We start from the raw sequence: 13,655 nt of genomic DNA on the forward strand, positions 1-13,655 counted from the left end.
CCATGAAAACACTAAGTGGAAGCAGAATAATCGCTCTTGTTCTTTTCTTTTTTTCAGGTTTAAACCTGATGTATGCGCAAGATCCTCAATCCTGGTTGTATGAAAATGAATTTGAAGTGTCTATTCCTGTACAGGAGAGATGGTCTATGGAAGTGGGCTTCGGAAACCGCGGGTTGCTTCAGGAGCGGGCCGATGGGAAAAAGACATCAGGCTATGCTCACCAGCATGTAGAACTGAATTATTTCAATAACTACAAGCTTCAGGAAGCTACTGTTCTAAGCCTTGGCCTGAGGTACCGCTTTAAAGAACTCTTTGATGCTGATGAAACAAATGAATTCCGAATTATTGAACAACTGGAGCTAAAGCCTCTTAATTCAGCCTTATCTCACCGGTTTCGGCTGGAGCAGCGGTTTAGGGAAGAAGTGACCCACAGGGCACGTTATAAAATGGAATTTTCACGAGCCCTGAATAATATTTTCTCTTTTGAAACCGCTACAGAAGCTATTTATGCAATTACTGTTCATGAAAAACCTGAAGCAGAACAGCGGTTCTCCATCGGGATTGAAAACAGCTCCTTCAACAATCTGGATCTTGGCCTTACCCTGGAATACAGAATGGAAGATTATGCAAGAAACCTGGCCCACGAATTCTTTATTGCCACAGGATTATCGCTGTCACTTTAATTTCCGGCGATTAAGTATACCTAAGTTATTCTGCTTCGTTCTTTTATAAAAACGAAATCCTATAGAAATACTAAACTTTCACGATCATTTCTTCACTTTAACAGCTATGCTTACATTAGTATAGCGGTCATATTTATTCAGGGAACGTATTGATCCTGTACCTTTTTGATTCCGCAGTAAAAAGATCCGGAAATGAAGGTAGACAAAGAAACCGAAGAAAAAGAGATAGAAGAAATTCTTGAAGATGAGAAGGTGCAAAAAGCCCTTTCTGAAACTGATAAGCCAACAAAAAAAACTCCGGGTCAGCGGAAGGAAATCTTCCTCCTAATTGGGTACACCATCCTGATAGTCGTTGTAGCAGGACTGCTTAACTTCCTGCTCGAAGCAGGTTACCTGCCAATTTCTGAGAAGTATTTTCCTTTGGTGAAAAAATTGATCTTAGGTACCATTCTGGTCACTGCTGTATTATTCCTGAATAGTCTTCTCCGAAAAATAGTAAACAGAAAAGTAGATGACAGGGCTAGCGCCTACAATTTTAAAAGCCTTATCAATTTTATAAGCTTTGCGCTTATCACTCTGGTGATCATCTCGCTGGTCTTTTCCAATTGGTACGCTACCTTAGTCTCTTTTGGAGTTGTATCATTGATTCTGGGTTTGGCTTTACAAAATCCGTTAACAAGCCTGTTTGGCTGGGTTTACCTTCTTCTGCGGAAACCTTATGAAGTTGGTGACAGGATAAAAATTGGCAATGTGTATGGCGATGTGATGAATGTGGGTTATTTTGACACAACCCTGTGGGAATTTAGAGGCGATTATCTCTCTGGCGATCACCCCAGCGGAAGGATAATTAAATATGCTAATTCCAAAATTTTTAGCGAATACGTGGTCAATTACTCCTGGCCACTATTCCCGTTTATATGGAATGAGGTTAAATTTTATGTTTCCTACGATAGTGATTTCGACTTTATATCTCGCATAGTGACCAATATTGCCGAAAATGAAATAGGAGAAGCAATGATGAGACGGGTGAAGAGACTGAAAAAAATCCTTGCAGATTCTATGATCCAGGAACTGGAAATCAAAGAGAGACCTTCAGTAATCTTTAATGCCCATACCAATACATGGATCGAAGTGACCGTGAGGTTCCTGGTGCAGCCAAAGCATTCGGGCCCCACTAAATCCTTGTTGTTCACACATATCATGAAGGAGTTAAAACAGCATCCGGAGAAAGTGATTTTTCCAAATACTAAAAGATAACCGGGAAAATACCTTTCAAAGATGGCATTTTTGACACCTTAGTTATGAAAGCGTTTAAAGCACATTCAGACCCCAAAGAAAACCGCTTTGCCGACTAAATTACCTTCCGTTTTTCTCCTTCCCTTCTCCTGCACAAAATTTTCTTTATCTTTTCTCTTCTAAACCTGTCTTTATGACCTTTGTTCAAATCGTCAGCATTCTGGGAATGATCCCGTTGTTCTCCATGAGGACTTTCCTCCCGGCATTTCTTGCTGCGCTTTTTCTAAGATATCCCGAATACTTTCCCGGCATGGGCGATATCGTAGCGCCTGCACAAGATGCCTATATCACCAAAGATTGGGTTCTATTTACTTTGGGAGGATTAAGTCTGCTTGAGATCGTAGGAGATAAAAGCACCGAAATAAGAAATTTTATAAAAGATGCTGAAACTTACCTTAAACCCCTCATCTTTTTTATCATTAACCTTAATTTACTGGACGAATCTTCTGTAGAAGTGCTTGAAGAAGTGCAGTGGGCCGCATTTGATCCCCTGTGGATTCTTTTACTTTTCGGAAGTCTTTCAGTTTACTGGCTTGCCGGATTAAGGCGCGATTTTATCACATTTTTGGAAGATATTGATGAAGATGACAATTTCTATCTAAGCCGCATAAGCAGCTGGCTGGAAGACAGCCTGGTGCTCTTCGGATTTTTACTGCTTATCTGGCTCGGCCTGGTCATGGTCGTAATTTATGTGGCAGCCATAGTGCTGTTCATTTTTGTGAAGAAAAGAACCGAACGCAAACTGGAAAAACAAAAACACCCCTGTCCTAATTGCGGAGAAATGAACCTGCCTTTTGCTGTAAAGTGCTACAACTGCAAAACGCCGCAGCCTAAGGTGCACAAAATTGGTATTTTTGGTCAGCGAAAAGAGGACCTGGTCTCCAACCTTGAAAAACATCGGCTCCACCTTGCTTCCCATCGCAAATGCCCAGATTGTGGCAACAAATTGAACAGCATCAAACTTTTTCAGGAATGCGAGAGCTGTGGTTCCACCCTGTTCGATTCTCCAACTCCGGCAGAATACATCAAATACCAGGATAAAAGTTTCTATAAACTCACGGGACTTTCCTTTCTCCTGGGATTTATTCCCATTATCGGTTTTGTGGTAAGCGCAGTGCTCGCAAATGTTTATTTATTCTCCCCATACAGGAGGTATATTCCAAAAAGCAAATCTTTTTTCACCAAACTCTGGATCAAGTTTCTCACTTTGCTGTTTTTTATCTTCGGAATTGCCCTGGGGTTCATTGCCGCACCAGTTTACATCATTTTGAGATACTTCATCTGGAAAAGGCGTTTTGTTGGGAGAACTTCCGAAAGTGCGAGGAGCTAAGGAAGAGATAAAATATTTACTTCAGAAATACCTTGGTCTGGTTCAGAAAAATTCAGATCCAAAATGCCATTTTTGACACCCTAACAAACCCTGTCTGTTTCCGAAGGAAACATTTGCTTCAATCTCTATTTTGAAGTATATTATGAACTTAAGAAACTGACTTAAATTTTAATCATTTATTCTCATGCAAAGAACTCTTACGATACTCTTATTTCTCATCACCCATGGCATGATTGCCCAGCAAAATGTGCTTACCCCAGAGGATGTAGCCAAACTGGAATACGTCACAAATGCGGTTATGGCTCCAAATGGCGACAAAATCATCTACCAAAAAGTTGTTCCCGAAGATCCTCTTCAAAAGAACGCGGCAGCCAGCACACATCTATACGTTTATAACGTAAAATCGGAAACTTCTACGCCTTTGGTGACAGAATACAGCACCTCAAATTTGAGGTACAGGCCGGGACAGAACAGCATTACTTTTTTGACCCGTCAAAAAGGGGATTCTGCCTCCTCCCTTTACGAGATCCCGGTTGGAGGCGGAACACCACAAAAGATCTTTGAATTTGAATCTTCTATTTCATCATACGACTGGCACCCACAGGGGCAAAAAATGGTTTTTACATCCCGGGTTTCGGGAGATGATAATACCTCAAAACTACCTTATCAACCCGAGATATACGAAACCAATCTCACTAATTCTTCTGCTTTTGTAGCCGATGTAACCGGGGGAAGCCCAAATAAACTGGAAGTAGAAGGAAATGTAACCGGTGCACAATGGAGCCCCGACGGAAAGCATCTGGCCGTTAGTGCAGCTCCGTCTTCGCTGGTAGACGATTTTTATACAAGCCAAAAGATCTATATAGTAAATCCGCAAACGCTAAAAGTCTCTGCTGAGGTTACCCATAAGGCCAAATTAGGCGGACTCAAATGGAGCCCGAATTCAGAAAAAATCGCATTTATTGCCGGAAAGGACGAGAACGATCCAATTGACGGGCGAATTTTTGTTGTTGACGCTACAGGCGGCACTCCGCAGATCCTGCAACAGGATTTTGAAGGCATGTTTCACGACTTACACTGGATCGACAATAAAATCCTTGGTTTTCTTGCCAGTGAAGGCGTTTACAGCAGCATTGGTACGCTAAAACTAGACGGTAAAATGAAGAAGGTTTACAGTGACAACAACGTAAATATCACCACCTTTTCACAGAATGAGAAAAATGAGATAGCTTTTGTTGGGAATACAGCTCAACACCCCGGAGAACTCTTTCTTCTGAAAAAAGGGAATTCTGATGCCAAAAAACTTACTGATTCAAATCCGTGGTTAAAAGATGAAACATTTGGAGCGCAGGAGGTTGTTACTTACCGCGCCTCTGATGGTTTGGAAATACAGGGAATTCTTATTCATCCTGTAAATAATTCTGAAAAAAATCCCTTGATCACTGTGGTTCACGGTGGGCCCGAAGCTCATTATGACAATGGCTGGCTTACCAATTACAGCATGCCGGGGCAGGTAGGTGCCGGTGAGGGCTATGCAGTATTTTATCCTAACTACAGAGGAAGTACCGGCCGCGGAGTAGATTTTGCTATTTCCAGCCAGGGAGACCCAGGCGGAAAAGAATTTGATGATATTATTGATGGAATAGATTACCTCATTGAAAATAAAAATGTAGATGGAGACAGAGTTGGCGTCACCGGCGGATCGTACGGTGGATACGCTACGGCCTGGATGTCTACCCGTCATACCGACAGGTTTGCTGCAGGCGTAATGTCGGTAGGAATAAGTAACAATATTTCAAAGTGGGGCACCAGTGATATTCCGGAAGAGATGTTTTTGGTGCACAGCCGAAAAAGGATTTGGGATGACTACCAGTTCTTTTTAGAACGCAGCCCTATCTTTTATGCAGACCAGGCCCACACTCCTCTTTTGATCCTGCACGGGAAAGAAGATACGCGTGTAGACCCGGGGCAGTCTTATGAGCTGTATCGCCACATCAAGACCAGGACCGACACTCCCGTAAGGCTTGTACTTTACCCCGGAGAAGGTCATGGAAACCGAAAAGCTACCGCGAGGTATGACTTCAATCTCAGAATGATGCGTTGGTTTGAGACATTTTTGAAAGAGAAGGGCAACGAAATGCCTGACACACAACTGGATCCGTCCAACAGATAGGGATAAAAGCATTGGAAGGTGGTGTAAAAAAAGAACCTGCTTAAATGCCGGGACTTTATGCCTAATGTGTCAAAAATGGCATTTTCAGCAAATGTTTTTGACTGGGATCTTCGCTTCCCCTCCAGTCTTTCAACTAAAAAAGAGGCTGTCTAAAATGTACATTTTAGACAGCCTCTTTTTTATATCGCCGTTTCAGTGATATTAACCTGTAAGAAAGCCTGGCTTTTGATATTTCAATAACCTCCTCCCACATCACATAAATTTAAAATTACCAACTTAACTCAAAAGGCATCTTTATCTTTGGATAAAATTGTGCCCGTGGAGCTTGTGAAGAAAATAGAGAGTAATAGAACCCTGCAGTACACTATTGGCCTGGGGTGCATTTTTCTTGTTTCCCTGGTCTGCTTTTTATTTATCAACATCATTGGTTATCATGTTGTAGCTCTTATTTTACTTTTGGCGGTTTCAGTTCTCGCAATGTTCCTGGAGACTTTCCCCATAGTGATCGTAGCTGTTGTGAGTGCATTGATTTGGAATTTCCTGTTTATTCAGCCCCGATCTACCTTCAGCATTACCACTCCCGAAGATGCCCTGCTCTTTCTTATGTATTTTGTTATTGCGGTGATGAATGGCGTATTTACATCCAGAATAAGAAAGGTTGAAGCTGTGGCAAGGCAGCGAAAGGAAAAAGAAAAGACGCTACAGCTTTACAGTACCATGCTAAATTCTTTATCGCATGAATTGAAGACTCCCATCGCAACAGTTATTGGCGCTGTGGATACTCTGAAAATGAATTCCGGCGAAATTTCGGAAGACAGTAAAACCGAATTGTACAGCGAAATTGACGTAGCCGGTAACAGGCTTCACAGGCAGGTAAACAACCTTCTAAGCATGAGCCGCCTGGAATCGGACATTTTCAGGCTTCAGCTGGACTGGTACGACATTCAGGATATAATTCACACCGTAATGCTCAATAACCGGAAAGACACTCATGAAATTAACCTGTTAGCTTCCGAAGAAATTCCTTTATTCAAGATTGACGGCCCATTAATTGAACAGGTGGCACACAATATTGTTCACAATGCACTGGAGTACACCCCTGCCGGCTCTGTAATAAATATTTCAGTTACTTTTGAAGGTGGACATTTAATCATTAAAATTTGCGATAATGGCCCCGGATTCCCCGAAGATAAACTCGAGCAGGTGTTCGAGAAGTTTTACAGGCTTCCAAAGACCGCAACGGGAGGTACAGGGTTAGGGCTTTCTATTGCAAAAGGTTTTACTAAGGCGCATAACGGAACAATAAAACTGGAAAATTTACCTTCGGGCGGTGCAAAATTCACCATTACGATACCTGCTGAAACTTCGAGATTAACAACGATGCATGATGAATAAAAGCGAAATCCTGATTATTGATGATGAGCCGCAAATACGGAAGCTGCTTAAAATTATTCTTGAAAGTAACGATTACAAAGTCATACAGGCAGCAGATGGAATGGAAGGTCTGCATCTGGCTGCTAATCATTCTCCAGGACTTATCATCTTGGACCTTGGCCTTCCCGACAGGAGCGGTCATGAAATTTTACAGGATCTAAGAAATTGGTACGAAAAACCTGTGATCATTCTTTCTGTGCTAGATTCTGAAGAAGATATTGTTAAAGCCCTGGATAATGGTGCGACAGACTATCTTACCAAGCCTTTTAGAACGGGTGAACTCTTAGCGAGAATAAGGTCTTCTTTGCGACTTAACCAAAATATTGAACTGCAACAGAAAATTTGTGCCGACGATTTGGAAATTGATTTAACTACACGAAATGTTTATAAAGACCGGGAGATGGTGAAGCTTACATCTACCGAATACAATCTTTTAACGCTGCTGGCAAAAAACCAGGGCAGGGTACTTACTCACCAGTACCTGCTAAAAAGTATTTGGGGACCAGGAGCTCAAACAGAAACCCAGTATTTGCGGGTGTTTATAGCACAATTGCGAAAAAAACTTGAAAAGAACCCCAATCTCCCCAAACACTTTATCACCGAAAGTGGCGTAGGCTACAGGTTTTTATAATCTTTATAAAATCTTTATACCTATCTCTTAATCTTTACACTCTCCTTATAATATCCAATTTACCTTTGTTGTCTTTTATGGACAACAGAACCCCGGCATATCCAAACAGTAAGATCAACATTCTTCATAGAACACAAGTGACCATGGTTAATCTCGATTTTCAAGGCGATACTACGGGTGACATTGAGGAATTAGTCCATCAAAACCGGAAAAACCTAACACGTTAGATTTGAATTTTTCAAACCTTCAAAAACGGGACAATATTGAAAGACGACTCGGAGTTTTAAAGAAGTTCTCCTTCGCATTAAGTCTCTTCACTGTCTGCTTAATTGTGTTTGACCTGGGTTTCACCCATAGATCTGAAACAGAGCTTTATCTTACCGATTTTTATCTGGTAGCCCTGCTCATTGGAAGTACAACAATTCTGGTGAGGTATGGAATTTCACGAAAGAAATTTCCTCTAAAGGTTCGGTTTTTTGATGGCGCAATCTTCTTGCTAAACATTTTCCTGATCTTTGTGAAGTTCGATCTTTCCCTAAGGCTTCTTCCGTTCCTGGAGTTCTTCAATAACATGGGCTGGCTATATCTTGCCCTGTTCATTTACTTTATTAGGGAATTTTCAGCTATCAGTATAAACTTCAACCGAAAGTTACTCAACCCGGCGCAGCTGTTCATGGCAAGTTTCCTGGGTATGATATTCCTGGGGACTTTACTCTTAATGCTCCCCAAAGCTACCTATGAAGGAATTTCGGCTGTAGACGCTCTTTTTACAGCTACGAGTGCAGTTTGTGTTACCGGTTTGATTGTAGTTGACACCGGCACCTATTTCACCAGCCTGGGGCAAACCATTATTCTTATCCTAATCCAGTTCGGGGGCCTGGGCATTATGACCTTCGCAAGTTATTTCTCCTATTTTTTCCGCGGAAAAAGTTCCTATGAGCACCAGATCATGCTGAAGGATATGACTAATTCTGAAAAGATCGGGGAGGTTTTTAGTGTCTTGAAAAAAATTGTTCTGCTCACCCTGGCTATTGAAGCTATTGGGGCGCTACTGGTTTTTATAAATCTAGACCCAAACACTGTAAAGGGATTTGTAGATCAGGTTTTCTTTTCCATATTCCACAGTATTTCAGCTTTTTGTAACGCCGGATTTTCAACACTGGAGAACAGCCTGTATGAACCTGAATTTAAATTTAATTACTCGCTTCAGCTAGTAATGGTTACGCTGTTCATTTTAGGAGGAATAGGATTTCCTATTCTTTTTAATTTGTATAAATATTTTATCTATTATTTCAAGAACCAGTACGTCAAAATTCAACATCCGGCTAACTCAGTTTATGTTCCCTGGGTAATTAATATTAATACCCGCATCGTGCTTGTCACTACTTCAGTATTGCTGGTGGCAGGAACTGTTTTATTTTACTTTTTTGAATACGATAACACCCTCGAGGAACATTCGGGATTTGGCAAACTGGTAGTTTCCTTTTTTGGAGCCGCTACTCCCAGAACAGCCGGGTTTAATTCGGTGGACATGACTGCTCTCAACTTCTCTACACTAATGATCATTCTTATTCTCATGTGGATAGGGGCATCTCCAAGTTCTACCGGGGGTGGAATTAAAACCAGCACTTTTGCGCTTGCTACGCTCAACTTTATGAGCCTGGCACGAGGCAAGGACAGGGTAGAAGTTTTTAGAAGGCAGATATCGGACATATCTATAAGACGGGCTTTTGCTATTATTTCCCTTTCCCATTTGGTCATAGGAACAGCCATTTTTCTAATTGCATCTTTTGATCAGGAAAAAACGCTGTTAAGCATTGCCTTTGAGTGTTTCTCGGCGTACAGTACTGTGGGTTTAAGCATTGGAATAACCTCGCAGTTGAGCGAGGCCTCAAAAATGGTAATAATTGCTACCATGTTTATTGGGCGGGTGAGTATGTTAACCATCTTAATTGCCCTTTTAAGAAGGGTGAAATATCTAAATTATAAATATCCGCAGGAGGATATACTAATGAACTAAACTTATGAAGTATATAATAGTTGGATTGGGAAATTTTGGAGCCTCCCTTGCCGAAAAGCTTACCAAAATGGGCAATGAGGTAATTGGTGTAGACATGAACATGAGCAAGGTTGAAGCTATTAAAGACAAGATCACTCATGCTGTTAATCTGGACTCTACAGATATTACTGCAGTCTCGAGTCTACCCCTTAGTGATACTGATATTGTAATTGTAGGAATTGGTGAAGATAAAGGTTCAAATATCATGGCTACTGCCTTGATGAAGCAATTACGTGTGAAAAGATTAATAAGCAGGGCAGTCTCCCCGCTTCAGGAAATGGTGCTCGAAGCTATGGGCGTAGATGAAATCATACACCCCGAAGAAGAAACCGCTGAAAGGTGGGCAAAAAAACTCAATCTACATGGGGTGGTAGATTCATTTGAAGTCAACCGCGACTACAGTATTATAGAAACTGAGATCCCTGCCGAATTTGATGGAAGAACTCTCGAGGAAATAGGCCTTAAGAGAAAATATGATATTATTGTTCTAACTACAATCAAAATCACCCGAGAGAAGAACGAGATAGGAACAAACCGGGATGTCTCGAATGTACAGGGAGTAGCTTCGGCAAAAACTGTTTTGCACAAACACGATATCATGGTGCTCTACGGACACAATAAGAATTTGAAAAAATTACTTAAAGACCAGGAAAAGTACTAATAAAAACAGTAAGGCCGGAAACTCTGTGTTCCCGGCATTCCTGTTTAAAGCATTTTATTTACTCTATTATTCCCAATCTGGCATAGCCGCGTTTTCTATAAGCACCTCCCTATCGTCATCATCCCCTGTACTACTACCAGTATTTACAGGCATGGTGTATATATCTTTGGGTGATAAATCATCGTTTGAGGTATTTACAAAAATTACTTCAGCTTCATTAGGAGAAAATCTTGGATCAAGGTCATTAGTTCCATCGGGTTTTTCTACTGAAAGATTTTGAAATTGCCTGGTGGAAAAATCATATATAAACAAGTCTGAATCAAGTCTCCGGTAGGAATCGTTTCTATAACCTGAACTGTCATAGGTATATAGTAACTTATTCCCCTGCAAAGAAAGATCCAAACCTCCCAGAGCCCCTTCAACATTATTCAAGATCATCTCCTGAATTTCCCCTTCGAAATTAATAGTAAATAGATCTGCATCATAGCCATTACTTTTGTTGGTAATCAAGGCTATCGTTCCATTATCTTCACTTACATCTACTTCTGTTATAAAATCGCCATTTTGTGTTTCATATATTAAAGTGGTACCTCCACCCGCAGAATTTATCTTGTAGAGCTTTCCAAAATTTGGGTAAACCAGTGCTGCTCCATCATCGGCCCAGGAGAAATCAATCAGATTTAGATTAAAACCATTCACCGGAATATTTGAAGTGATACGTTTTTGTTGAGAACCATCGGGATTCATGGTAAATAGATGGGTCTGCCCGTTAACAACCCTTAAAAAGGCAATTTTATTCACGGAATTATTTTTACGAGGTCTAAAGCTGTTTTGATCTGATGAAGTTAAACGAAATTCCTCTCCTTCAGAATTCAAGGAAAAGATCACGTTATTACCATTGATAAGGCGTGTAAACAGAACCCTGCTTTCAGGTACATTTCTGGTTTTAAAGGAATACAATGAACTTAGAACTGGGTCGTTTATACTATCAGAAACTTTTACCTGCCAAAAATACCTGTAGCCAGAATTAAGGCCTTCCACGGTATAGGTAGTATCTTTAATATTTGAATATGTCAACACTTCATCATTCACGTTATTCCACAACTCCAGCTCGTAAGTCAATTCATCATCTTCAGGGTCTGAGGAGTTCCACACAAATTCTGCGGTCATGTCAACTTCTTCAGCATTATCTTCGGGAGAAAGCAGTTGTGGCGTGGATGGTTGTTTATTATTTGCACCCGATTTCAATAATTCGAAAGCTACATTTGAAGTAGCACCTTCGGTTACCGTAACTGCTTCAAAAGTAGTAGTGTAATCTTCAACTTCAGCCTTGACAGAATATTGATCAACAAGAACATCTTCAATAACAAATTCTCCATTTTCATCTGTAAAGACTGTACTTGAAGCAGGGCTGGTCGTAATTTTGACATTTTCGAGAGGTTCATTACTAATACGTTCAACTACTTTCCCAGATATACTACCTGTTAAAGATTCCCCGACTGTATCTTCAGAACAACCTATTAGGAAGAATAAACCTGCAATTGTAATATATTTTAAGAATGTCTTCATAAGTTCTACAAGTTCAAATCAATTAAAAGTAAATATTTAGGCCTAAACCAAAATTGAAGTAGTGATCATCTCTTTTTCCATGGACAAAATTATCCAGCTTATCATTTGTAATAAGATTATGTTCAGCAAAAATTTGTGCACCCAACCTGGAATTAAATAAGTATCGCAATCCGCCCCCATATTGAAATTTAAAAAAGTTGGATTCAAGGTTCTCCTCATCAGTGGCTAGATCCGGATTCCCCAGCTCCATAAGAAATCCGGGGCCTCCGTATACAAAAGGAGCAAAATCATCTTTTGGCAAAAAGTTAAATCTCGCATTAATATCTACTCCCGCAAACTCTCCTTTAAATTGCCTGCCATTATCGAGGCTGATGTAATTTAAATTTCCACCTATACTTAGGTTCGGAAAAAGCCTTTTTTGATACCCAATCCGTGCAAAATAACCAGGTTCTTTATTTGAATAGTCGCCATCCATTAAAGATAAACCACCTGAAAAACTTAAGTTATTCTCTGGCACATCTTCAATAAGTAACCTGTCATACAAGCCCATGTCTTCCTCTGCCTTTTTTTCGGCCACGTAATTATCTACCAGTTGCTGGTTTACCTCCCTACCTCCCTGGGCAGCCCACAAGCGATCTTTAACCCCTTCAAGAATAAGATCTCTTACAGCTTTTTCTATTGCGTCCTGTACTGCTAATTGTACTGGCTCGTTCTGAGTTATTCCTGTTTCTGCTTCAAGCAATCTCTGGAACTTCACAAATCTAAAGAAACTACCATCCAGGCCTTGAGAAAGTATGGTCTTTGAAACATATACAGTTTTGAGGATTTCTCCTGTATTTGTTGAAACAGCTCTTAAGTAAACTGTAATTCTATCCTGCCTGTATTTAGCTGAACCTCCCAGACCAAAATATCTTGCTCCTATTCCACCGGTAAGAATGTTTGTATCATAGGAAATGATACCTCCTTCAAGAATAAGACCTGCATAAAGTAAAGCTGGTAAAGGTGGTTCATTAGGATTCAGGTTTTTAATATATTCCTGCTTGGTATTTCTTATAATATTTCTTTCGGTAGAAAGGTTACTTAAATTCTCTCTCTCAATAGGAATAAACCATCCGGAATCTTCCAGAGCTTTGATTAAAATAGTAGTCGCGCCCTGGGTTACGGCTGTACTAAAAGTAGAGCCATTTTCTACGGCTTTGTATTGCCCCGTTTGGTCACTAAAGTTATAAACAGCTACTTCAACAGGATCATTAGCCGGAGGCAGGCTGGTTAAAAGATGTGAATTTGTAGATTTCTCCCCCGGTCGGGCCGGGTCATTATTAAATGGTTGATTGAAGTATGCCCCGCAAGAGCTTAGAGTGCTAATTGCAAGAAATAGCACTACCTGGTAGGTCTTGTTCATAAAGCTTAATTATTTGGGATAACTATTTGTGATTCTTCCCCCGTCGAGGTGTCTAAAATATTTATTACCAACCCCTCCAGGGTTTCATATATTTCGATACTTAAAGATCCATAAGTAAAGGTTCCCTCCTCATCAAACTGAAACCCGTCTAACTGTTCCCGTAAGAGGGATCGTGAAATTTGTGTTAGGATCTGTCGGTTTATATCTTTTCCTAACCTGTCGAGTTCAGATTCCTGTTGAGCCTGATTTCCGGGAGCTTTTAATTGATTTTGCGCGGTAGCAGATGCCAGCATCCAACTATAGTTAAGATAATTACCCCCAAACGCAGGATTGGTAGGTTGATAAGTGAGTTGTTGACATTGAACGTTTAAGCCGAAAAAAAATAAACAGCTGAGTAAAAGTAATTTTTTCATCAAA

The 13,655-nt window shown here is 40.5% G+C and carries 12 protein-coding genes; 9 read left to right on the forward strand and 3 right to left on the reverse strand.

The annotated features are described in order from the left end of the window. Nucleotides 1–2 precede the first annotated feature (2 nt). From ACQ93I_RS08750 to ACQ93I_RS08790, 9 genes are all read left to right on the forward strand, one after another. Complete coding sequence (locus tag ACQ93I_RS08750; protein WP_431698159.1) at nucleotides 3–683, forward strand: DUF2490 domain-containing protein; 681 nt, start codon at nucleotides 3–5, stop codon at nucleotides 681–683. A 192-nt stretch (nucleotides 684–875) separates the two neighbouring features. Further along, the gene (locus ACQ93I_RS08755) at nucleotides 876–1,940 is read left to right on the forward strand and encodes a mechanosensitive ion channel family protein (RefSeq protein WP_431698160.1); all 1,065 of its coding nucleotides are present in this window, start codon (nucleotides 876–878) and stop codon (nucleotides 1,938–1,940) included. A gap of 172 nt (nucleotides 1,941–2,112) precedes the next feature. Further along, nucleotides 2,113–3,309 (forward strand): hypothetical protein, encoded by a 1,197-nt coding sequence (locus ACQ93I_RS08760; protein WP_431698161.1) that lies wholly within the window; start codon nucleotides 2,113–2,115, stop codon nucleotides 3,307–3,309. 184 nt (nucleotides 3,310–3,493) lie between these two features. Further along, a complete protein-coding gene (locus tag ACQ93I_RS08765) occupies nucleotides 3,494–5,482 on the forward strand; it encodes a S9 family peptidase (RefSeq protein WP_431698162.1) in 1,989 nt (662 codons plus the stop codon). 318 nt (nucleotides 5,483–5,800) lie between these two features. Continuing rightward, entirely contained in the window at nucleotides 5,801–6,877 is a 1,077-nt protein-coding gene (locus ACQ93I_RS08770; RefSeq protein ID WP_431698163.1) for a sensor histidine kinase, read from the forward strand. Further along, nucleotides 6,870–7,547 (forward strand): response regulator, encoded by a 678-nt coding sequence (locus tag ACQ93I_RS08775; protein ID WP_431698330.1) that lies wholly within the window; start codon nucleotides 6,870–6,872, stop codon nucleotides 7,545–7,547. The genes ACQ93I_RS08770 and ACQ93I_RS08775 overlap by 8 nt, the downstream gene beginning before the upstream one ends. 77 nt (nucleotides 7,548–7,624) lie before the next feature. Beyond that, nucleotides 7,625–7,774 carry a hypothetical protein gene (locus tag ACQ93I_RS08780; protein WP_431698164.1) on the forward strand — a complete coding sequence of 50 codons (150 nt, stop codon included), beginning with the start codon at nucleotides 7,625–7,627 and terminating at the stop codon, nucleotides 7,772–7,774. Nucleotides 7,775–7,776: 2 nt separating this feature from the next. After that, the gene (locus ACQ93I_RS08785; RefSeq protein ID WP_431698165.1) at nucleotides 7,777–9,567 is read left to right on the forward strand and encodes a TrkH family potassium uptake protein; all 1,791 of its coding nucleotides are present in this window, start codon (nucleotides 7,777–7,779) and stop codon (nucleotides 9,565–9,567) included. A gap of 4 nt (nucleotides 9,568–9,571) precedes the next feature. Beyond that, nucleotides 9,572–10,267 carry a potassium channel family protein gene (locus tag ACQ93I_RS08790; RefSeq protein ID WP_266069231.1) on the forward strand — a complete coding sequence of 232 codons (696 nt, stop codon included), beginning with the start codon at nucleotides 9,572–9,574 and terminating at the stop codon, nucleotides 10,265–10,267. A 66-nt stretch (nucleotides 10,268–10,333) separates the two neighbouring features. Here the strand turns inward: ACQ93I_RS08790 and ACQ93I_RS08795 are convergent, their stop codons facing one another. Genes ACQ93I_RS08795 through ACQ93I_RS08805 form a run of 3 tightly spaced genes read right to left on the reverse strand, consistent with a single transcriptional unit; the run spans nucleotide 10,334 to nucleotide 13,651 of the window. After that, entirely contained in the window at nucleotides 10,334–11,836 is a 1,503-nt protein-coding gene (locus ACQ93I_RS08795) for a carboxypeptidase regulatory-like domain-containing protein (protein ID WP_431698166.1), read from the reverse strand. Between the two features lie 22 nt (nucleotides 11,837–11,858). After that, the gene (locus ACQ93I_RS08800; RefSeq protein WP_431698167.1) at nucleotides 11,859–13,238 is read right to left on the reverse strand and encodes a CsgG/HfaB family protein; all 1,380 of its coding nucleotides are present in this window, start codon (nucleotides 13,236–13,238) and stop codon (nucleotides 11,859–11,861) included. A gap of 5 nt (nucleotides 13,239–13,243) precedes the next feature. Then, a complete protein-coding gene (locus ACQ93I_RS08805) occupies nucleotides 13,244–13,651 on the reverse strand; it encodes a curli assembly protein CsgF (RefSeq protein WP_345599232.1) in 408 nt (135 codons plus the stop codon). Nucleotides 13,652–13,655 lie beyond the last annotated feature (4 nt).

The sequence above is a fragment of the Salinimicrobium sp. WS361 genome, assembly GCF_050750585.1.
Taxonomy (GTDB): domain Bacteria; phylum Bacteroidota; class Bacteroidia; order Flavobacteriales; family Flavobacteriaceae; genus Salinimicrobium.

Excerpts from the sequence above, each read along its gene's own strand:
- ACQ93I_RS08750 (WP_431698159.1), top strand. The coding sequence starts at position 3 with ATGAAAACACTAAGTGGAAGCAGAATAATCGCTCTTGTTCTTTTCTTT.
- ACQ93I_RS08755 (WP_431698160.1), top strand. The coding sequence starts at position 876 with ATGAAGGTAGACAAAGAAACCGAAGAAAAAGAGATAGAAGAAATTCTT.
- ACQ93I_RS08760 (WP_431698161.1), top strand. The coding sequence starts at position 2,113 with ATGACCTTTGTTCAAATCGTCAGCATTCTGGGAATGATCCCGTTGTTC.
- ACQ93I_RS08765 (WP_431698162.1), top strand. The coding sequence starts at position 3,494 with ATGCAAAGAACTCTTACGATACTCTTATTTCTCATCACCCATGGCATG.
- ACQ93I_RS08775 (WP_431698330.1), top strand. The coding sequence starts at position 6,870 with ATGAATAAAAGCGAAATCCTGATTATTGATGATGAGCCGCAAATACGG.
- ACQ93I_RS08780 (WP_431698164.1), top strand. The coding sequence starts at position 7,625 with ATGGACAACAGAACCCCGGCATATCCAAACAGTAAGATCAACATTCTT.
- ACQ93I_RS08790 (WP_266069231.1), top strand. The coding sequence starts at position 9,572 with ATGAAGTATATAATAGTTGGATTGGGAAATTTTGGAGCCTCCCTTGCC.
- ACQ93I_RS08795 (WP_431698166.1), bottom strand. The coding sequence starts at position 11,836 with ATGAAGACATTCTTAAAATATATTACAATTGCAGGTTTATTCTTCCTA.
- ACQ93I_RS08800 (WP_431698167.1), bottom strand. The coding sequence starts at position 13,238 with ATGAACAAGACCTACCAGGTAGTGCTATTTCTTGCAATTAGCACTCTA.
- ACQ93I_RS08805 (WP_345599232.1), bottom strand. The coding sequence starts at position 13,651 with ATGAAAAAATTACTTTTACTCAGCTGTTTATTTTTTTTCGGCTTAAAC.